Origin of the sequence: Pantoea wallisii, assembly GCF_002095485.1 — a bacterium.
In the GTDB taxonomy this organism is placed as follows: domain Bacteria; phylum Pseudomonadota; class Gammaproteobacteria; order Enterobacterales; family Enterobacteriaceae; genus Pantoea; species Pantoea wallisii.
The window spans coordinates 1-20,154 of sequence record NZ_MLFS01000012.1; the positions used below are offsets into that span (position 1 = coordinate 1).

Consider the following 20,154-nt stretch of genomic DNA (forward strand, 5'->3'; position numbering starts at 1 on the left):
AGGAGCAGGCCAGCCGTCTGAGCCAGGCGGTGGCGGTGTTCCGCATTCCGCGTGCGGCACCGTCTGCGATGGCAGTACGTCAGCCCTCTGCGAAGCCGGTCAGCACGCCGCGCAAGGCGATCGCCGCGCCGGCAGGTGACGGCAATTGGGAAACGTTTTAATCAGATTAAACGTCACACAGCGCCTTTGTAGGGTGCGCATGCGTGCGCACCTGAATGCAGGGTCAGCATAAATGCCGACCCTGCAAAGTGCGTACCGCCTGGCCATGTGAAATTGTGCCGACTCCTCCCTGATTTCAGCTGGTCAAACCCCTTGCAACATCCGTAAAGATCCCCGCGCCCGCGCCGATAACTCCAGCGATTCGCCAACCAATGAGGTGTGTATGTTTAGTCGTGTTCGTGTTGTATCCGGCCTGCTGTGCGTGCTGGCGCTGTTTGCCTTACTGCAGCTGTTTTCCGGAGGAATGTTTTTTTCGACGGTGAAAGCCGACAAAGAGAATTTCGCTTATAACCAGCGTCTCAGTACGCTGCAACGGGCGATGGGCACCTCATGGGTCTCGCTGGTACAGGCGCGTAATACGCTGAACCGTGCCGGTATCCGCTATCTGCTGGATGGTCAGCAGGCAGGCTCAGGCGCCACCGTCAAAGAGCTGGTGGCGCTGGCCAACGAGGAGTTAACAAGGGCCGATCAGGGCTTTGCCGAGTTCAATGCCAACCTGTCTGAGCAGGGCAAAAGCGCGGAGAACGTGCTGACGCTGCAGGCAAACTACAACGCCTTCCGCGGCGCGCTGGCGGAGCTGATTGACTTCCTCGGCGCCGGCAACTTTAAAGGCTTCGTGGATCAGCCAACCCAGGGTTTTCAAAATAAATTTGAAACCGATTACAACGCCTGGCTGAGCAACAACATTGTGCTGGCAAAGCAGGGCATTGATGCGAATGAAAGCGCTTATCAGCGCTCCATTCTGCTGGTGCTCGGCACCCTGCTGGTGACGCTGCTGGTGATTGCGCTGGTGTGGAGCGGCATGCGTACTGCCCTGATTCGTCCACTGAAGCAGAGCATCGAACATATTCGCCATATCGCACGCGGCGATCTCACACAGGCGGTGGATGTCAGCGTGCGTAATGAGATGGGCGATCTGCTCAGCTCGCTGCAGCACATGCAGCAGGAGCTGGCGCGCACCGTCCGGACCGTGCGCGACGGTTCTGACGCCATTTATACCGGCGCCAGCGAAATTGCCATGGGCAACAACGATCTCTCCTCGCGTACTGAACAGCAGGCCGCCTCGCTGGAGCAGACCGCAGCCAGCATGGAGCAGCTGACCGCCACGGTGAAACAGAACGCCGAGAACGCCCGTCAGGCATCCAAACTGGCGCTGACGGCCTCTGAGACCGCGCAGCAGGGCGGAAAAGTGGTGGATGGCGTGGTCACCACCATGAAAGACATTGCAGGCAGCTCGAAGAAAATTGCCGATATTACCAGCGTGATTGATGGCATCGCCTTCCAGACCAACATCCTGGCGCTGAACGCGGCCGTAGAAGCGGCGCGTGCCGGTGAGCAGGGGCGCGGTTTTGCAGTGGTCGCGGGCGAAGTGCGCAGTCTGGCCCAGCGTAGCGCGCAGGCCGCAAAAGAGATCAAGGGCCTGATTGAGGATTCGGTAAGCCGCGTTAATACCGGTTCAGTGCTGGTGGAGAGCGCCGGAGAGACCATGAGTGAAATCGTCAGTGCGGTCACGCGCGTGACGGACATCATGGGTGAAATTGCCTCGGCGTCTGATGAGCAGAGCCGCGGTATCGACCAGGTTGGCCTTGCCGTTAACGAGATGGATCGCGTGACGCAGCAGAACGCCGCACTGGTGGAAGAGTCTGCAACAGCCGCGGCAGCGCTGGAAGATCAGGCTAGCCGACTGAAGCAGTCAGTTGCAGTGTTCAATATTGGTAAAGAATTTGTCGCCCAGGCCGTTAACGTAACTACAGCGCCGAAAATTGCGCGTCAGAAAGCGCCACAGGCGCTGGCGCAACCGGCAGGAGCACGTGGCGCTGACGATAACTGGGAAACCTTTTAACCCTTGTGGCCGCTGCAGGGCGGCCCGTGTGAATGGTGTGCACTGGCAGCACAGTAGCAACCGCAGTATCACAAATTAATCAGTCTGTTGCCGGGTGACCCGAAATGAAGAAATCGACGTTATTGGATCAAAATGAAACGACAACGCTGCTCTCGCAGATGGTGCAGCGTCTGCCGCTTTCCGATGCACACTTTCGTCGTATCAGCCAGCTGATCTACCAGCGCGCGGGCATCGTGCTGGCCGATCACAAGCGCGAGATGGTTTATAACCGCCTGGTGCGTCGTCTGCGCACGCTGAATATTGATGATTTTGGACGCTATCTGGCGCTGCTGGAGCAGGATCAGAACAGTGCTGAGTGGCAGGCGTTTATTAATGCGCTGACCACCAACCTGACCTCATTTTTCCGCGAGGCGCACCACTTCCCGATTCTGGCGGAGCATGCGCGCAAGCGCAGTGGCAGTTACAGCGTCTGGAGTACCGCCGCCTCAACTGGCGAAGAGCCGTACTCCATCGCCATGACGCTGGCAGAGACGCTGGGTGCGGGACCGGGGAAATTTACGGTTCACGCCAGCGATATTGATACGCAGGTGCTGGAAAAAGCTGTGGCGGGCGTCTATCGCCAGGAGGAGCTGCGTACGCTTTCGCAATCACAGCTGCAGCGCTTCTTCCTGCGCGGCACCGGCCCGCATGAGGGCATGGTCCGTGTGCGCTCTGAGCTGGCCAATATGGTGAGCTATGCGCAGCTGAATTTGCTGGCAAATGAGTGGGCGTTACCGGGACCGTTCGACGCCATCTTCTGCCGTAATGTGATGATCTACTTCGATAAAGAGACTCAGGAGCAGATCCTGCGCCGTTTTGTACCGCTGTTAAAGCCAGGCGGCCTGCTGTTCGCCGGTCACTCGGAGAACTTTAGCCAGATCAGCAAAGAGTTCTGGCTGCGCGGACAGACTGTCTACGGACTGACCAAGGAAAGACGATGAGCAAAATCACCGTGATGTGCGTGGATGACTCTGCGCTAATGCGTCAATTGATGACCGAGATCATCAATAGCCATCCCGATATGGAGATGGTTGCGACGGCGCCAGACCCGCTGGTGGCGCGGGATTTAATCAAACAGTATAACCCGCAGGTGCTGACGCTGGATGTCGAAATGCCCCGTATGGATGGCCTCGACTTTCTGGAGAAGCTGATGCGTCTGCGTCCGATGCCGGTAGTGATGGTGTCATCGCTGACCGGCAAGGGATCGGAAGTGACGCTGCGCGCGCTGGAGCTGGGCGCTGTGGATTTTGTCACCAAGCCGCAGCTGGGGATCCGTGAAGGCATGCTGGCTTATAGCCAGATGATTGCGGACAAGATCCGTGCGGCGGCGCGCGCCAAACTGCATGCGCGTGCGGCTACGCCAGCGCCGGCGATGCTGAAAGCGGGTCCGCTGCTGAGCAGTGAAAAGCTGATCGCTATTGGTTCGTCAACCGGCGGTACCGAAGCGATTCGTCATGTACTGCAGCCGTTACCGGCCACCAGCCCGGCGCTGCTGATTACCCAGCACATGCCGCCAGGGTTTACCCGTTCGTTCGCTGAGCGTCTGAACAAGCTGTGCCAGATTACCGTGAAAGAGGCGGAAGATGGCGAGCGTATTCTGCCCGGCCACGCCTACATCGCGCCGGGCGCGATGCACATGGAGCTGGCGCGTAGCGGGGCGAACTATGTTGTGAAGCTCAACGATGGCCCACCGGTAAACCGGCACAAACCCTCCGTGGATGTGCTGTTTCGCTCGGTTGCGGTCAACGCAGGGCGAAATGCAGTCGGCGTGATCCTGACCGGGATGGGGAATGACGGTGCCGCGGGGATGCTGGAGATGCATCGCGCGGGTGCCTGGACCATTGCGCAGGACGAAGCCAGCTGCGTCGTATTTGGCATGCCGCGCGAAGCGATAGCGATGGGCGGCGCCAGTGAAGTCGTGGATTTAGGCCACATCAGCCAGCACATGCTGGCGAAAATTAGCGCCGGACAGGCATTGCGAATTTAACGAGCCGGTCCTGCCGGACAAGACAACACAGGAGTAAATATGGCTGATAAAAACATGCGCTTTTTGGTGGTGGACGATTTCAATACGATGCGTCGTATTGTCCGCAACCTGCTGAAAGAGCTGGGTTTCAATAACGTCGAAGAGGCAGAGGACGGTGTGGACGCACTGACCAAACTGCGTGCCGGTGGGTTTGACTTCGTGATCTCCGACTGGAACATGCCAAACATGGATGGACTGCAACTGCTGCAGACCATTCGTGCCGATGCCACGCTGGGCAAACTGCCGGTGCTGATGGTGACCGCTGAAGCGAAGAAAGAGAACATCATCGCGGCCGCGCAGGCCGGTGCCAGCGGCTATGTGGTGAAGCCTTTCACTGCGGCCACGCTGGAAGAGAAGTTGGGCAAAATCTTCGAAAAACTGGGTATGTAAGGAGATGTGATGAGCGACCTTCCGAAACCAACCGAAGAAGCCTCGGCACACGACATTATCACCCGCATCGGCTCGCTTACGCGCATGCTGCGCGACAGCCTGCGTGAGCTGGGGTTAGATCAGGCGATTGCCGAAGCGGCAGAAGCGATTCCGGACGCGCGCGATCGTCTGGATTATGTGGTGCAGATGACCGCGCAGGCAGCAGAACGTGCACTGAACTGCGTTGAAGCGGCGCAGCCGCACCAGGACCAAATGGAAGCCAGTGCTAATCAGCTGAAAGGCCGCTGGGACGCATGGTTTGAAAACCCGATTGAGCTGGCAGATGCCCGCGAGTTGGTTTCGGATACGCGCCAGTTCCTGACCGATGTTCCGGGGCACACGTCGTACACCAACAAGCAACTGCTCGAGATCATGATGGCGCAGGATTTCCAGGATCTGACCGGTCAGGTGATCAAGCGCATGATGGATGTGATCCAGGAGATCGAGCGTCAGTTGCTGATGGTGCTGCTGGAGAACATGCCGGAAGCCAACGCGGCGGCGCGTAAAGAGGGCAATAGCCTGCTGAACGGCCCGCAGATTCATGCGAACGCCCCTGGCGTGGTATCCAGCCAGGATCAGGTCGATGACCTGCTGGATAGCTTAGGTTTTTGATGTGATGGTAGCGGTCGGCATAAATGCCGACCCTACGTCTCTTTCAGCCCTGCCCGTCGGGTGCGCATTCATGCGCACCGCGACATATCATCCCAACATCACATGCGCCCTTTGTAGGGTGCGCATTCATGCGCACCGCGACATATCATCTCAATATCACGCACGCCCATTGTAGGGTGCGCATTCATGCGCACCGGGAAATTTCGCGCTAACCCATTGGTGCGAAATCTTAAACAGAGCAAGACATGTCCTACGGTATTGTGAGGATGTGTTAAGGTAAGTTAGTGCAGTTTTGTGAGCCACCTCTAATTCTGAGCTAAATGAACCCCTATTTGCTATGTTGTCACTGGTCCTGAATCGCAAAAAATTATCGCTTCTGTGTGCCGTTCCGGCACTGCTTGCCGTCGCGCCTGCCCGGGCGCTTACTGATGAGACCCGCGTCCCGGCGGCTCCCTTTGCCGATCCGGCACGCTTCCAGAAAATGGCGGATGATCTGCCGGCGCTGGGTTATCAGGATGACAGCGCCGCCTTCAGCAAGAGGCTGGCTACCATTGCGAAGAGCATCGGTGAAGCCAGCCAGAACAGCAGCGATGACACTACGCTGGGCCAGCAAGCCGGCATCTGGGCGTTCAATCACCTGCGCGATGAGGTGGCGGACCGGGTGGTCGATGAGGGGCAGTCGCTGCTGTCACCCTATGGCAGGCACAGATCGATTTCAACGTGGATATGGAAGGCAACTTCACGGGGAGCGGCGCATCTCTGCTGACGCCGTGGGCAGATCGCTACCAATACCTCACCTTTAGCCAGCTTGGTGTGCATCAGACCGATGACGGCATGGTGGGCAATTTCGGGTTAGGGCAGCGCTGGGTGGCCGGGAGCTGGCTGCTGGGCTACAACGGATTTGTGGACCGGCTGTTCAGCAGCGGTTTGCAGCGCGCCTCACTGGGGACGGAAGCCTGGAGCGATTATCTGCGCTTCTCCGCCAACTACTATACGCCGCTCTCCGGCTGGCAAAATCGCAATCCTTTCCAGCAGCAGCGCCTGGCGCGCGGTTACGATTTAACCACCCAGGGTTACCTGCCGTTCTACCGCCAGCTGGGCGTATCCGTCAGCTGGCAGCAGTACCTGGGCGAAAATGTCGATCTGTTTAATTCCGGCAACCGTTATCACAATCCATCCGCGCTCACGCTGGGCCTCTCCTACACGCCGGTTCCGCTGGTGACGGTTTCAGCCAGCCATAAAACCAGCAGTGAAGGTGAAAGTCAGGATCAGCTGGGTTTGCGCCTCAACTACCGGTTTGGCGTGGCGCTCAGCCAGCAGCTTAGTCCGGATAACGTGGATGCTGCACGTTCACTGCGCGGTAGCCGGTACGATACGGTAACGCGCAGCAGTTCGCCGGTGCTGGCGTTCCGCCAGCGTAAAACGCTATCGGTGTTTCTCGCCACGCCGCCGTGGCAGCTGGATGCGGGTGAGAGCCTGCCGCTGAAGCTGCAAATTCGCAGCGCCAACCCGATCAGTAAAGTGAGCTGGCAGGGTGATACGCAGGCGCTGAGCCTGACGCCCGGCGCCAACCCCAACGACCCTCAGGGCTGGAGTATCATTATGCCCGCCTGGGATAGCACGCCTGGCGCCAGCAACAGCTATCGGCTGTCGGTTACGCTGGAAGACAGTAAGCAAAATCGTGTGACCTCGAACTGGATTACCCTGCAACTGCAGGCGCCCGTTGCGCTCGATCAGGGCAGCAGAAATCAGTTCGATCTGATGGCGCCATAGCCCGCCGGTCCGGCTGGCGGTCCTGCGGGCCGCCACTACTCACGGACACTCACCTGGCTGACTGGTTACTTATTTGTGAAAGATTGCGGTTATTTTAACCAGTCACTGACGCGATGATCGCGCCGGGGCTGCACCAGACCAGTGCCAGCTGCTCTGATTGGGAGCAAATTTCGCCTCATTTTGGCGAAATATTTGCTGTGCGATCACAAAAGCAACATTTCGTTTCGCCACTGCATAACTCTGCTAAATAATTCTCTGCCAGCAGGCTCTCTTCAGATAATTATTCACTTTTTATGCATTAATTATGCATATCGCTTGGCTGTAAGTCATTGATATTCTGTTACTGAACTCATTTTATGCATTTCCCCCTCTGGCTGGCACGCTTACTGCACTTTATAGTCGAGCGGCAACTTACCTTATTTAACAATTTTAAAACAAAGGCTTCACCGTTGTGAGGCAGGAGAGATGGCTATGTCACTGCAGGTTTCACGTCACGATTTTGATCAATGGATGATGCCGGTTTACGCCCCTGCGGCTTTTGTGCCGGTACGTGCCGAGGGCTCAACGCTGTGGGACCAGCAGGGCAAAGATTACATCGACTTTGCCGGCGGTATCGCCGTTAACGCGCTGGGCCATGCGCATCCTGATTTACAACAGGCGCTGACAGAGCAGGCGGGCAAACTGTGGCACACCGGCAATGGCTACACCAATGAACCCATCCTCCGCCTGGCAAAACAGCTGATTGATGCCACCTTCGCCGATCGCGTTTTCTTCTGTAACTCTGGCGCAGAAGCCAACGAAGCCGCACTTAAACTGGCGCGCAAAGTGGCGCATGACCGTTTCAGTGCAGAGAAAAACGGCATCGTCGCCTTCAACAACGCTTTCCATGGCCGTACGCTGTTCACCGTTTCGGCAGGCGGCCAGCCGGCCTATTCACGTGATTTCGCACCGCTGCCGCCCGCTATTCAGCACGCCACATACAACGATCTTGCTTCAGCGGCGGCGCTGATTGATGACAACACCTGTGCGGTGATCGTGGAGCCCATCCAGGGCGAAGGCGGTGTACTGCCCGCCGATCCGGCTTTCCTGCGTGGCCTGCGTGAGCTGTGCGACAAGCATCAGGCGCTGCTGATTTTCGATGAGGTGCAGAGCGGGGTCGGCCGTACCGGTTCGCTCTACGCTTACATGCACTATGGCGTGACGCCAGATGTGCTGAGCACGGCGAAAGCGCTGGGCGGCGGCTTCCCGATTGGCGCCATGCTGACGCGTGAAGATCTGGCGCTGGTGATGGGCGTGGGCACGCACGGCACCACTTACGGCGGCAACCCGCTGGCGGGCGCCGTTGCCGGTAAAGTCATGGATGTGGTTAACCAGCCCGCCTTCCTCAGCGGCGTCGCGGAGCGGCATCAGTGGTTCGTTGATGCGCTGCACCAGCTCAATCAGCGTCTGCCGGTCTTTAAAGAGATCCGCGGCCTGGGGCTGCTGATTGGCGCCGTGCTGAATGAAGATTTCGCCGGTAAAGCCAAACAGTTCAACCTCACGGCGGCTGAAGAGGGCGTGATGGTGCTGATTGCCGGTGCCAATGTGGTGCGCTTCGCACCGGCGCTGAATATCAGCGAACGTGAAGTGCAGGAGGGGCTGGCACGCTTTGAACGCGCTTGCGCCCGCATACTCAAAGGAGCCACATCATGATGGTGATTCGCCCCGTCGAACATGACGATCTGGCGCAGCTGCTGTCGCTGGCGGGCAAAACCGGCGGCGGGCTCACCTCGCTGCCGGTGGATAGCGATACGCTAAAAGCCCGTATTGAGCGCTCACTGCTGACCTGGCAGGATGCGCTGCCGCGTGGCGAACAGGGCTATGTGTTTGTGCTGGCAGACAGCGAAGATAACCGTGCAGTAGGCATCTGTGCCATTGAGGTCGCCGTTGGCCTGCAAGAGCCGTGGTACAACTTTCGCGTGGGGACGCAGGTACACGCCTCGAAAGAGCTCAACGTTTACGCCAGCTTGCCGACACTCTCTCTCAGCAACGATCACACCGGCAGCAGCGAGCTCTGTACGCTATTCCTCGATCCCGACTATCGCGATGGCAAGAACGGCTATCTGCTATCGAAATCGCGCTTTCTGTTTATGGCCAATTTTCGCGACCGCTTCATGCAGCACGTGGTGGCAGAGATGCGCGGCGTCAGCGACGATGCGGGGCACTCGCCGTTTTGGGATAGCGTCGGCAGCCGCTTCTTTTCAATGGAGTTCCGCAAGGCGGACTTCCTGAGCGGCACCGGACAAAAAGCCTTTATCGCCGAGCTGATGCCAAAGCACCCGCTCTATATCGACTATCTGTCCGAGGCGGCGCAAAAGGTGATTGGCGAAGTGCACCCTAAAACCGCCCCGGCGCGAGCCGTGCTGGAAGCGGAAGGCTTCCGCTACCTCAATTACGTCGATATTTTCGATGGCGGCCCAACGCTGGAGTGTGAAATCGACCGCATCCGCGCGATCCGTAAAAGCAAGGTGTTGCAGGCCGTGGCGGGTGAAGCCGATCACAACTGGCCGCTCTGTCTGGTGGCGAACAGTGATTATCACCAGTTCCGCGTCGCGCTGCTGCCGGTGGATATGCAGTCAGGTGAAGTCCGGATTAACGCCAGCCAGCGCGCAGCGCTGTGCTGTCAGTATGGCGACGCACTGCGTGTGGTCACGCTTTGTCGCGAGGAGAAATAAGCATGACGCATTTTATTAATGGACAATGGCTGGCCGGTGGCGCTGAGGGCTTTAATAAACAGAATCCGGTCAGTGGCGAAACGTTATGGCAGGGTAAAGCAGCAGCGCCAGACCAGGTCGCGGCCGCCTGTGAAGCCGCGCGCGCCGCGTTTCCCGCCTGGGCACGTCGGCCCTTTGCCGAACGGCAAGCGTTAGCAGAGAGCTTTGGCCGCTTACTGGAGAGCCACAAAAACGAACTGGCAGAGACCATTGCGCAGGAGACCGGCAAACCGCGCTGGGAGACGCTGACCGAAGTGCAGGCGATGATCAATAAAATCGCCATTTCGATCAAGGCGTACCATGAGCGCACCGGGGAGCAGGCAGAGGGCGAAAGCTCGCTGCGCCACCGGCCGCACGGCGTGCTGGCCGTGTTCGGGCCCTACAACTTCCCGGGCCATCTGCCGAACGGACACATCGTGCCCGCTCTGCTGGCCGGCAACTGTGTGGTGTTCAAGCCCAGCGAGCTGACGCCGCTCACCGCCGAGAAAACGGTGCAGCTGTGGCAGCAGGCGGGTTTACCGGCGGGCGTCATGGCGCTGGTGCAGGGCGGCCGTGAAACCGGCCAGGCGCTGGCGCAGGAGACCCAGATTGATGGGGTGCTGTTTACCGGCAGCGCCGCCACCGGCTATCACCTGCACCGGCAGTTTGCCGGGCAGCCGGAAAAAATGCTGGCGCTGGAGATGGGTGGCAACAACGCTTTGATCGTTGAAGATCCCGCGGATATCGACGGCGCCGTGCACATCGCGATTCAATCGGCGTTTATCACCGCCGGCCAGCGCTGCACCTGTGCGCGTCGCCTGCTGGTGAAGCGCGGCGCGGCGGGCGATGCGTTTCTGCAGCGGCTGGTGGCGGTGAGCGCACGTCTGCAGCCGGCAGCGTGGAACGCAGAGCCACAGCCGTTTATGGGTAGCGTCATTTCGCCAGCCGCCGCCGGGCAGATCTTTAGCGCCTGGCAGCAGCGTGTTGACCTCGGCGGCAAGGTGCTGCTCGCCATGCGCTGGCCGGATCGCGACAGCGCCATTATTACCCCGGGCATCATTGAGATGACCGGCGTGGCCGATCTGCCCGACGAAGAGGTGTTTGGTCCGCTCTTGCAGGTGATCCGCTACGACAGCTACGCGCAGGCCATCGGCATCGCGAATAATACGCGCTACGGTTTGTCATGCGGGCTCATCTCACCGGTGCGTGAACAGTTTGATCAACTGCTGCTGGAGGCGCGTGCCGGTATCGTTAACTGGAATAAACCGCTGACCGGCGCCGCCAGTTCAGCGCCGTTTGGCGGCATCGGAGCATCCGGTAACCACCGCGCCAGCGCCTGGTATGCAGCGGATTACTGCGCCTGGCCGATGGCCTCGCTGGAGAGCCCGCACCTGGCGCTGCCGGATAGCCTCTCGCCCGGGCTCGATTTCTCTGCGCAGGGGACGACCCCATGAAGGCATTCGAAGCCAATTTCGATGGTCTGGTTGGCCTGACGCACCACTATGCCGGGCTCTCGTTCGGCAATGAGGCCTCCACCCGCAACCAGCTGCAGCCCTCTAATCCGCGTCTGGCGGCAAAGCAGGGGCTGCAAAAGATGAAAACGCTGGCGGATATGGGCTATGTGCAGGGCGTTATCCCGCCGCATGAGCGCCCGAATCTGCCGCTGCTGCGCCAGCTGGGTTTCAGCGGCAGCGATGAGCAGGTGCTGGTACGCGCGGCGCAGCAGGCTCCGCAGCTGCTGTCTGCGGCCAGCTCGGCCTCGGCGATGTGGGTGGCCAACGCGGCCACGGTGTCACCTTCGGCTGACAGTGCCGATGGCCGCGTCCATCTCACCGTCGCTAACCTCAACAATAAATTTCATCGTGCGATTGAAGCGCCGGAGACGGCCGATCTGCTGCGCGCCATCTTTCGCGATTCGCGCCACTTCAGCGTGCATGACGCGCTGCCTCAGGTTGCGCTGTTCGGCGATGAGGGGGCCGCTAACCACAACCGCTTCGGGGCGGACTATGGCGCGCCTGGCGTACAGCTGTTTATTTATGGTCGCGAAGGGCAGCAGCACGGGGCCGCACCGGTACGTTATCCGGCGCGGCAGACGCGTGAAGCCAGCGAGGCGGTGGCGCGTTTGCATCAGTTGCACAGTGAACGCACGCTGTTTGCGCAGCAGAGTCCGGCGGTGATCGATCAGGGTGTGTTTCATAATGATGTGATCGCGGTAAGTAATCAGCAGGTGCTCTTCTGTCACGAAGAGGCGTTTGTCGATCAGCCGCAGCTGTTGCAGCAGCTGGCGACGAAGGTGCCGGGATTCCAGCCCATCGTCGTGCCGCGCGATCGCGTCTCCGTGGCGGATGCGGTGCAGACCTATCTGTTCAACAGCCAGCTGCTGCAGCGCCCGGCGGGCGGGATGCTGCTGGTGCTGCCGGAGGAGTCCCGCCAGCATGCCGGCGTCTGGCGCTATCTGTGCGAGCAGGTGGAGAGCGGTGGACCGATTCGCGAGCTTAAGGTGTTCGATCTGCGTGAGAGTATGTGCAACGGCGGCGGGCCTGCGTGTCTGCGGCTGCGCGTGGTGTTGACAGAGGCGGAACGGCAGGCGATCAATCCGGCGGTGCTGATGAACGATCGCCTGTTTGCCACGCTGAATGCGTGGGTGGATCGCCACTACCGCGATCGCCTGACCCAGACCGATCTCGCCGATCCGCAACTGCTAAGCGAAGGGCGCCAGGCGCTGGATGAACTGACACAGCTGCTAGACTTAGGCAGTGTCTACGCATTTCAGCGTTAACGCCGGGGCGGTAAATCCGCCCCTGAGCAGAAAGGAGTGCACATGCAGGACTTTTTACAACAAACCCTGTCGGGGACGCCGCCTGCGCAGCGGCAGGGCAGTAATGCCCATCTGCACTGGCAGTGGCACGATGAGGGCATTTTATCCCTGACGCCGGTCAATCCTTCGCGTCAGGCGCTGGTGCTGTCGGCCGGTATCCATGGCAATGAAACGGCGCCGGTTGAGATTCTTAATCTGCTACTGGAGCCGCTGCTGAGCGGCGAGAGACCGCTGGCAGTGCGGCTGTTGGTGCTGCTCGGGAATCCGGCGGCGCTGCGCAGCGGCAAGCGCTATCAGCAGCATGATATCAATCGCCTGTTTGGCGGGCGCTGGCAGCAGGTATCTGATGTGCCAGAGGCGCGGCGCGCACTACAGCTGGAGCGCGCGCTGGAGAACTTCTGGCGCGAATGCCGCGATCACGAGATCCGCTGGCACCTCGATTTACATACGGCGATTCGCGGGTCGTATCATGCACGTTTCGGCGTTATGCCGCTGAATACGCATCCGTGGCCGGACGATTTTCTCCACTGGCTGGCGGCAGCGAATCTGGACGCGCTGGTGTTTCATCGCACGCCGGGCGGCACCTTCACGCACTTTAGCTGTGAACACTATGATGCCGCGAGCTGTACGCTGGAGCTGGGGAGAGCGCTGCCGTTTGGGGAGAATGATTTAAACCAGTTCAGCGGCGTGCAGCAGGCGCTGGCGGCTCTGCTGTATGGCGAGGCTCTGCCCGCGGTGCATGAAACGCCGCGGCACTACCGCGTCGCGCAGCAGATCACCCGCCACAGCGATGACTTTATTCTGCATATGGGGCCGGAGACGCTGAATTTTACCGCCTTTCCGCAGGGCACCTTGCTGGCAGAGGAGGGCGATACGCGCTACTACGTGCAGCAGGCACGCGAGTATGTGCTGTTTCCCAACCCCAACGTGGCGCCCGGCCTGCGCGCCGGCTTGATGCTGGTGGAAGAGACGCCGCAGACCGGGGCGCTGGCGCTGTAAGCGACGTATCACTATTGTAGTGCGCCGGCAGCGGCGCATCTGGCGGCCCGGACGGGTCGCCACCCCGACAGGCAAAAGCAGAAGAGAGGGTGAGGCAAGCCCGGACATCACGCGGCAGGTGTGCCAGAGATCAGCACCGTTTTCAGCACACATTTCCCTTCCTGAATCCCGACAAAGCCATTACACTCCTCCGCAATTCCTGCGTTTTTCCCTTAATCGTCATACTCTTTTGCAATTCCTCACGCATTTCTTCGCAATCTCTTCATGATTGCCCGATTTCTGTCTTTTATGCTTGCAGGGCTTTACTCAGCCTCTGAGTAGTTGACGTTCAGCGTCGTATGCTTGTTTCCGAAGACGCGACACAGGCTGTCGTCATAAAACTGAAAAGTAAGGACAATATTATGCGTAAACTGACTTCCCTCTTCCTGGCTACCGCAATGGCTTTTGGTGCAGCCAATATCGTCCACGCTGCGGCAGATAACCTGACACCGCCGCCGGCAGGTAGCGAAAAGCCGATGCACAAGCCGATGCGTCATCACGGTATGGAGATGATGTTCAAAGGCGTTAACTTAACCGACGCGCAGAAAACCCAAATCCACACTATCCTGCGTGACAGCCATAAAGAGATGAAGCGTCCGTCGCTGGAAGAGCGCCGCGCCAATCATAGCATCATCGCTGCCGATACCTTTGACCGTGCAAAAGCAGAGGCGCAGGCTGAGAAGATGACGGCAAATGCCAAAGAGAACGCGCTGCAGATGATGGAGACGCAAAACAAGATCTACAACGTGCTGACGCCAGAGCAGAAAAAGCAGTACAACGCTAACTTTGAGAAACGTCTGACAGAGAAAGGCCCGCATGACGGTAAAATGCCACCACCACCGGCTGAGGGCGAATAAGCCGTTTAGTTAAATCGGTTTGAGACCGCCGACGTTGTCCATGGCAAAAGTAAGCTATGGGCAGCGTCGGCGGTTTTGCGTTACAGCTCAATCAGCGGGAAGACGCCAGAGAGCAGAGGCCGGCAGAGAATTTTATAACCGTCGTGGTCAAATCCCTGACGCGCACGCTGCAGCTGACGCGCTTCCGCTTCGGTACTCACCGAGCCCAGCCAGAACCAGTGATCGATAACGTGAATCTGCGTCATTTCGACACCGGTCTCCACCATCCCTACTGGTCCCTGCCATGGCCAGCACACCACGCGCAGCTGCTCCAGACCTTCGCGCAGCCGCTGCTGATGATCGGCGACCGGCTCCTGACCGCAACAGCGCCGGCACAGCGCTTCAGCGCCGCACGGAAACAGCCGCGGCCAGGGCGCAAGCTCTCCAGCCCCAGCAGACCGTGACACAGGCGCAGCTCGTCGGCGAGGCTCTTCAGCTTCTCCAGCGCGGCAAAGCGGCTGCGAAACAGGCCATAGAGATTAGGTGAACAGGAGAAATCGACGTCGCGCGCGTAGACCACCTGCGGCGCGCCTTCGCCCAGCTGAAGCGAACAGAGCTGACGATTTTTACGCAGGCGTTTATTGAATAACGGCTGCTGCGTTTTAATCATCTGCGCTTCCAGCAGTTGGGCGCCGACATCCCCTGCGGTCGGGATCCAGCTCACGCGCCGCGCCTGGCGCAGCATGCTGGCTTCATCCGGCGTACGGAAATGGGCCATCACCCGGCTGCGCAGATTGATGCTCTTGCCGATATAGAGCGGCAGATTTTCACTCTCGCCATGGAAGGTATATACGCCAGGCACTTTGGGTAACCCCTCCAGCCATTGACGTAAATGCTCGGGATATTGATAGATTGCCGCCGCATCGAATTCGAGGCGATGGCTGGTTGCTCGTCTGACCAAAGAACGCTCCGCTTACTGGTTGTGCATACAGTATATCAGCGCGAACATTTTCTCGCCAGTGAGAGAGGGTTTCCCGCAGAGCACGGGAAACCGGCAGGGTTTATCGCTTCCAGAAGTCGTCAAACACGGTCACAGGCGGACGACGCTTGTGCTCGGTTTTCAGATACCAGCCTTCAATGGTTTTCGCTGCGTCGGCATCAATGGTTTTGCCTTCAAGAAAATCATCAATCTGCTGATAGGTTACGCCCAGCGCCACCTCATCCTGCAGCCCCGGACGATCGTCTTCCAGATCTGCCGTTGGGTGCTTGAGGTAGAGATGCTCCGGACAGCCCAGCGTCTTGAGCAGCTGTTTTCCCTGGCCTTTGTTCAGGCGGAAAATCGGGTTAATGTCGCTGCCGCCGTCGCCGTACTTGGTATAGAAACCGGTAACGGCCTCGGCCGCATGATCCGTACCTACGACCACACCTTTGCTCATACCGGCGATGCTGTACTGCGCTTTCATGCGTTCGCGAGCTTTTTCATTACCGCGTACAAAATCGGACAGGGTAATACCGGCATCCTTGAGGGCACGCTCGCTGGCCAGCACCGCCTCTTTGATATTCACCACCAGCGTGCGGTCTGGCTGAATAAAGGCCAGTGCATCCTGACAATCCTGCTCATCCGCCTGTACGCCATACGGCAGACGCACGGCGATAAATGCGTAATCCCGATCGCCGCTCTCTTCGCGCAACTCGCTGATGGCCATCTGCGACAGCTTGCCGGTCAGGGTTGAGTCCTGACCGCCGCTGATACCCAGCACCAGCGTCTTCAAAAACGGATGCGCTTTCAGGTAGGACTTGAGAAAATCGACGCTGACGCGGATCTCCTGTTGCGGGTCGATAACCGGTTTAACTCCAAGGGCTTCAATGATTTCCTGCTGCAATGACATGAACCTCTCCTCAAATCAGTCGCCTGACGGCACAATGCGGACCTGTTGCTAAAGCTAACGTCTCTGCGGCAAAACAACAAGCCGAACGGCTTGTTGTCCGGTTCAGCTGCTGGCGAATCAGGCGCTTTTCGGTTTCCGTGCCAGCAGCAGGAACATCAGGATCGCCAGCATGAAGCAGCCGAAGATGGTCGCGGTCATACTGAGCAGTGATGTACCGCCGAGGCCGCTGATTGGCACGCTGATCGCACCCAGCGTGAACATCGTCACCCCAATTACCGCCGACGCGCTGCCGGCGCGATGACCCTGGCTCTGCATCGCCAGCGACGATGCGGTGGTCGCGATCACGCCATTACTGGCAATAGTGAAGAACAGCGCCACCAGCACAATCGGCAGTGATGCGCCGGTAATACCAGCCAGCAACAGACAGCTGGAAGCGACAAATGCCAGCGTCAGGCCGCCTTTCAGCACCCGATACTCGCCCCAGAGCGGGCAGAGGCGCGCGCTGGTTTGTGATGCAATTATCAGACCGAAACCGTTGGCGGCGAAGCAGAAGCTGAATGCCTGCGGCGACAGGCCGTAAATCTGCTGCAAGACAAACGGTGACGCGCCAATGTAGGCAAACATGCCGGACATCATAAAACCCTGCGTCAGGCAGAAGCCCATAAATGGCCGGTGTGCGATCACCTGGCCGAGCGCCGCCCAGGCGGACCACAGCGAGCCCTGACTGCGCCGTTCGGCCGGTAGCGTCTCGTGTAGCTTCCAGCGCGCCAGGAAGATCAGCAGAATGGCGATGACGCCCAGTACAACAAAAATGCCCCGCCAGTTGAGCATCGTCATCAGAACCCCGCCCAATACCGGGGCACCAATCGGCGCGAGGCCATTTACCAGCATCAGCAGGGCGAAGAAGCGCGTCAGTTCATGCCCGCTGTACATGTCGCGCGCAATCGCACGCGACAATACCGCGCCGCCGGCTCCGGCTAACCCTTCAAACAGGCGCGCTACCAGCAGCGCGTGAATATCTTTTGCCAGCGCACAGCCAATTGAGGCGATAAACAGCAGCACCAGCGACAGCAGCAGCGGGCGGATGCGACCAAATTTATCGCTCATCGGTCCAAACAGTAGCTGTCCGGCACCCAGACCGAGCAGGCCAGCGGTCAGGCTGAGCTGCGCCGTTGCGGTTTCGGTGTGCAGATCGCGGGCCAGCTCAGGCAGGGCTGGCAGATAGAGATCGATACAGAGCGGCCCGAGCGCTGCCAGCAGGCCCAGCGTAATGGCATAAACCAGCCGGTTAGAGTGTGCAGGTGTCATTGATCCTCAGTGTCATTTCACGTTCTAAGATGTATTTTCGGCCGGATTATACGGGGTGAAGGGCGTTAGCACAGCATCTTTACGAAAACCTGACGCTTCAGAAATTACCGAAACACCTGCCATTGAGTTGATAAATCTGGATTTATGTTCCAGGCTTATTGCGACATGGACAAAGTATGAGGAACAACAAGATGAAAAAAGTGCTGGGATGTATCGCTGCCGCGCTGACGCTGGCAGCCCTGTCTGGTTGTACAACTTACGACCGCGCTGAAAGCTATGTGACTAAGCCGGTGGTGAAGGATGTGAAAAAAGGGATGACGCGTGACCAGGTTCGTCAGATTGCCGGACCGGCCTCGACGGAAATTACCATGGTACACGCACGTGGCACTTGCCAGACTTATGTCATTGGCGAGCGTGACGGCAAACAGCAGACCTACTTCGTGAGCTATAACGACACCGGTCGCGTAATGAACTACGGCTTCCAGAGCTGTAAAGATTACGATACCGATCCGCAAGCCGCGCAGTAACGGCAGCAGAATGATAAACGGCCCGTCACTGACGGGCCGTTTTTCGTTGTGCGCTTATAAACCGTACGGCCGCGGTACTTCGATATAGTCGCCGCCGATCTCGCGCTGATAGTAGTGACCTTCCTGCACATAGTAGCGCTTGCCATTGTAATCCAGCACGCGCATGCCCTCAGCCGGTGAGCGTTCCGGAGGCTGCACGACGACATAGGTTTCGCCCTGGCGCTGATAATAGCTGCCGTTCAGCAGATAGTAGGTCAGGCCCCCGATCAGGACCGCCGTCGCCGCTTCCGGCAGAAAACGCAACGGACCCGGATGACCCCAGCGTGGCCCCGGCCCGCCCAGTGTGGACCGGGGCCCGGACCCCAGCCATACGGATGGGCGACGCTCAGGGTAGGGGCTAATAAGGTTAACGCCAGCAGCGGTGCGATAACGTTTTTCATAGAGGTTCTCCTGCAGTGATGAGCAGCAGAATTAGCCTTTCAGCAGGCAAAGACAAGCGGAAACCCGGCGTTTTTTCCTCTGTTTACCACGCTTAACGCTTTCCTGACGTAGGCGCCACAATTGGCGGAAAATGTGCAGAGGGCGCGGTGTAAAAAAGATAAAAAAACGGCAGGCTTATCAGGCCTGCCGTGGATGAGGCGGGAGATGATTAACGGTGTGCCAGTTCGGCGTGCTCGTCGCTCTCCAGCACTTTTTTATCGGTCATCCCCAACCAGCGGCTGGTGAGGGAACCGGCAGTCATTGAACCGTTGACGTTCAGTGCGGTACGGCCCATATCAATCAGCGGCTCGATGGAGATCAGCAGCGCAACCAGCGTGACCGGCAGACCCATGGCCGGCAGCACAATCAGCGCGGCAAAGGTCGCACCGCCGCCGACACCGGCAACACCCGCAGAGCTGAGGGTCACGATGCCTACCAGCGTAGCAATCCACATCGGATCAAACGGGTTGATGCCCATGGTGGGCGCAACCATTACGGCCAGCATGGTCGGATAAAGACCGGCACAACCGTTCTGGCCAATGGTGGCCCCGAACGAGGCGGAGAAGCTGGCAATGGATTCCGGCACGCCCAGACGACGCGTTTGCGTCTCAACGTTCAGCGGAATACTGGCTGCGCTGGAGCGGCTGGTAAAGGCGAAGGTGATCACCGGCCACACTTTGCGGAAGAAACGCATCGGGTTGATGCCGTTCACCGACAGCAGCAGCGCATGCACGCCAAACATGATGGCCAGACCAAGATAAGACGCAACCACAAAACCGCCCAGCTTGATAATGTCCTGCAGGTTAGAACCGGCGACCACTTTAGTCATCAGCGCCAGCACGCCATAGGGCGTCAGCTTCATGATCAGGCGGACCAGCTTCATCACCCACGACTGCAGGGTATCGATCGCCACCAGCACGCGTTCGCCTTTTGCTGTGTCATCTTTCAGCAGCTGCAGTGCAGCGACGCCGAGGAAGGCGGCAAAAATGACCACGCTGATAATCGAAGTAGGGTTGGCGCCAGCCAGATCGGCAAACGGATTTTTCGGGATAAACGACAGCAGCAGCTGCGGCGTACTCAGATCCGCGACTTTCCCCGCGTAGTTGCTCTGAATTGCGCTCAGGCGGGCGGTCTCCTGCGCACCCTGCACCAGACCTTCCGCGCTCAGGTGGAACAGGCCGGTAACCAGCACGCCCACCAGCGCCGAGATGGCGGTGGTGAACAGCAGAACACCAATGGTCAGCACGCTGATTTTACCCAGCGAGGAGGCATTATGCAGACGCGCGACCGCGCTCAGAATTGAGGCGAACACCAGCGGCATAACGATCATCTGTAACAGCTGAACATAGCCGTTGCCGACAATGTTGAACCAACCGATCGAATCTTTTACCACCGGGTTGTTTTCACCGTAGATAGCTTGCAGCGCCAGGCCAAAAAGTACGCCAAACACCAGGCCAGTGAGCACGCGCTTCGACAGGCTCCAGCTCTGGTTGCCAATACGATTCAGCAGCACCAGCAGCGCGACAAACGCCACGATATTAATAATCAGAGGAAAATCCATGCTTAACTCCAGAGATAGACCGCC

15 protein-coding genes and 3 pseudogenes are annotated in these 20,154 nt (G+C 58.8%); 13 read left to right on the forward strand and 5 right to left on the reverse strand.

What is annotated here, in order from left to right; all coding sequences use genetic code 11:
* Positions 1 to 382 precede the first annotated feature (382 nt).
* The 12 genes and pseudogenes from HA48_RS06220 to spy all read left to right on the forward strand — a co-directional run bounded on the left by HA48_RS06220 (position 383) and on the right by spy (position 14,386).
* A complete protein-coding gene (locus HA48_RS06220) occupies positions 383 to 2,062 on the forward strand; it encodes a methyl-accepting chemotaxis protein (protein WP_128600256.1) in 1,680 nt (559 codons plus the stop codon).
* A 104-nt stretch (positions 2,063 to 2,166) separates the two neighbouring features.
* Positions 2,167 to 3,042: a protein-glutamate O-methyltransferase CheR gene (gene cheR, locus HA48_RS06225; protein WP_128600257.1), complete on the forward strand. Its 876-nt coding sequence runs from the start codon at positions 2,167 to 2,169 to the stop codon at positions 3,040 to 3,042.
* Positions 3,039 to 4,088 carry a protein-glutamate methylesterase/protein-glutamine glutaminase gene (locus HA48_RS06230; RefSeq protein WP_128600258.1) on the forward strand — a complete coding sequence of 350 codons (1,050 nt, stop codon included), beginning with the start codon at positions 3,039 to 3,041 and terminating at the stop codon, positions 4,086 to 4,088. Before cheR ends, HA48_RS06230 begins: the two co-directional genes overlap by 4 nt.
* A 39-nt stretch (positions 4,089 to 4,127) precedes the next feature.
* A complete protein-coding gene (gene cheY, locus HA48_RS06235) occupies positions 4,128 to 4,517 on the forward strand; it encodes a chemotaxis response regulator CheY (RefSeq protein WP_034915469.1) in 390 nt (129 codons plus the stop codon).
* A gap of 9 nt (positions 4,518 to 4,526) precedes the next feature.
* Positions 4,527 to 5,168: a protein phosphatase CheZ gene (cheZ, locus tag HA48_RS06240; RefSeq protein ID WP_128600259.1), complete on the forward strand. Its 642-nt coding sequence runs from the start codon at positions 4,527 to 4,529 to the stop codon at positions 5,166 to 5,168.
* A gap of 337 nt (positions 5,169 to 5,505) precedes the next feature.
* Positions 5,506 to 6,941: pseudogene (locus HA48_RS06245) on the forward strand (YchO/YchP family invasin).
* A gap of 471 nt (positions 6,942 to 7,412) precedes the next feature.
* Positions 7,413 to 8,633 (forward strand): aspartate aminotransferase family protein, encoded by a 1,221-nt coding sequence (locus HA48_RS06250; RefSeq protein WP_128600260.1) that lies wholly within the window; start codon positions 7,413 to 7,415, stop codon positions 8,631 to 8,633.
* A complete protein-coding gene (astA, locus tag HA48_RS06255) occupies positions 8,630 to 9,655 on the forward strand; it encodes an arginine N-succinyltransferase (RefSeq protein WP_128600261.1) in 1,026 nt (341 codons plus the stop codon). The genes HA48_RS06250 and astA overlap by 4 nt, the downstream gene beginning before the upstream one ends.
* A 2-nt stretch (positions 9,656 to 9,657) precedes the next feature.
* Positions 9,658 to 11,127, forward strand: coding sequence for a succinylglutamate-semialdehyde dehydrogenase (gene astD / locus HA48_RS06260; protein WP_128600262.1), 1,470 nt, complete (start codon positions 9,658 to 9,660; stop codon positions 11,125 to 11,127).
* Entirely contained in the window at positions 11,124 to 12,452 is a 1,329-nt protein-coding gene (astB, locus tag HA48_RS06265; RefSeq protein ID WP_128600263.1) for an N-succinylarginine dihydrolase, read from the forward strand. The genes astD and astB overlap by 4 nt, the downstream gene beginning before the upstream one ends.
* 42 nt (positions 12,453 to 12,494) lie before the next feature.
* On the forward strand, positions 12,495 to 13,490 hold the full coding sequence (astE, locus tag HA48_RS06270; RefSeq protein WP_128600264.1) for a succinylglutamate desuccinylase: 996 nt from the start codon (positions 12,495 to 12,497) through the stop codon (positions 13,488 to 13,490).
* Between the two features lie 401 nt (positions 13,491 to 13,891).
* Positions 13,892 to 14,386 carry an ATP-independent periplasmic protein-refolding chaperone Spy gene (spy, locus tag HA48_RS06275; RefSeq protein WP_128600265.1) on the forward strand — a complete coding sequence of 165 codons (495 nt, stop codon included), beginning with the start codon at positions 13,892 to 13,894 and terminating at the stop codon, positions 14,384 to 14,386.
* An 80-nt stretch (positions 14,387 to 14,466) separates the two neighbouring features.
* Here the strand turns inward: spy and cho are convergent.
* From cho to HA48_RS06290, 3 genes and pseudogenes are all read right to left on the reverse strand, one after another.
* Positions 14,467 to 15,326: pseudogene (cho, locus tag HA48_RS06280) on the reverse strand (excinuclease Cho).
* Positions 15,327 to 15,426: 100 nt separating this feature from the next.
* Positions 15,427 to 16,254, reverse strand: a complete 828-nt coding sequence (gene nadE / locus HA48_RS06285; RefSeq protein WP_128600266.1) for an ammonia-dependent NAD(+) synthetase — start codon at positions 16,252 to 16,254, stop codon at positions 15,427 to 15,429.
* A gap of 117 nt (positions 16,255 to 16,371) precedes the next feature.
* Positions 16,372 to 17,562, reverse strand: coding sequence for a multidrug effflux MFS transporter (locus HA48_RS06290; protein WP_128600267.1), 1,191 nt, complete (start codon positions 17,560 to 17,562; stop codon positions 16,372 to 16,374).
* Between the two features lie 191 nt (positions 17,563 to 17,753).
* On the opposite strand from HA48_RS06290, the gene osmE reads away from it, so the two are divergent.
* Positions 17,754 to 18,089: an osmotically-inducible lipoprotein OsmE gene (gene osmE / locus HA48_RS06295; protein WP_128600268.1), complete on the forward strand. Its 336-nt coding sequence runs from the start codon at positions 17,754 to 17,756 to the stop codon at positions 18,087 to 18,089.
* Between the two features lie 54 nt (positions 18,090 to 18,143).
* On the opposite strand, the pseudogene HA48_RS06300 reads toward osmE, so the two are convergent.
* Positions 18,144 to 18,529 (reverse strand): annotated as a pseudogene (locus HA48_RS06300) (DUF6515 family protein).
* Positions 18,530 to 18,738: 209 nt separating this feature from the next.
* The gene (locus HA48_RS06305) at positions 18,739 to 20,130 is read right to left on the reverse strand and encodes an L-cystine transporter (RefSeq protein WP_128600269.1); all 1,392 of its coding nucleotides are present in this window, start codon (positions 20,128 to 20,130) and stop codon (positions 18,739 to 18,741) included.
* Between the last annotated feature and the right edge of the window lie 24 nt (positions 20,131 to 20,154).

Coding starts and splice junctions, on each gene's coding strand:
- astA (WP_128600261.1), top strand. CDS start 8,630: ATGATGGTGATTCGCCCCGTCGAACATGACGATCTGGCGCAGCTGCTG.
- spy (WP_128600265.1), top strand. CDS start 13,892: ATGCGTAAACTGACTTCCCTCTTCCTGGCTACCGCAATGGCTTTTGGT.
- astE (WP_128600264.1), top strand. CDS start 12,495: ATGCAGGACTTTTTACAACAAACCCTGTCGGGGACGCCGCCTGCGCAG.
- osmE (WP_128600268.1), top strand. CDS start 17,754: ATGAAAAAAGTGCTGGGATGTATCGCTGCCGCGCTGACGCTGGCAGCC.
- cheR (WP_128600257.1), top strand. CDS start 2,167: ATGAAGAAATCGACGTTATTGGATCAAAATGAAACGACAACGCTGCTC.
- astD (WP_128600262.1), top strand. CDS start 9,658: ATGACGCATTTTATTAATGGACAATGGCTGGCCGGTGGCGCTGAGGGC.
- astB (WP_128600263.1), top strand. CDS start 11,124: ATGAAGGCATTCGAAGCCAATTTCGATGGTCTGGTTGGCCTGACGCAC.
- HA48_RS06230 (WP_128600258.1), top strand. CDS start 3,039: ATGAGCAAAATCACCGTGATGTGCGTGGATGACTCTGCGCTAATGCGT.
- HA48_RS06220 (WP_128600256.1), top strand. CDS start 383: ATGTTTAGTCGTGTTCGTGTTGTATCCGGCCTGCTGTGCGTGCTGGCG.
- cheY (WP_034915469.1), top strand. CDS start 4,128: ATGGCTGATAAAAACATGCGCTTTTTGGTGGTGGACGATTTCAATACG.
- HA48_RS06305 (WP_128600269.1), bottom strand. CDS start 20,130: ATGGATTTTCCTCTGATTATTAATATCGTGGCGTTTGTCGCGCTGCTG.
- HA48_RS06290 (WP_128600267.1), bottom strand. CDS start 17,562: ATGACACCTGCACACTCTAACCGGCTGGTTTATGCCATTACGCTGGGC.
- cheZ (WP_128600259.1), top strand. CDS start 4,527: ATGAGCGACCTTCCGAAACCAACCGAAGAAGCCTCGGCACACGACATT.
- nadE (WP_128600266.1), bottom strand. CDS start 16,254: ATGTCATTGCAGCAGGAAATCATTGAAGCCCTTGGAGTTAAACCGGTT.
- HA48_RS06250 (WP_128600260.1), top strand. CDS start 7,413: ATGTCACTGCAGGTTTCACGTCACGATTTTGATCAATGGATGATGCCG.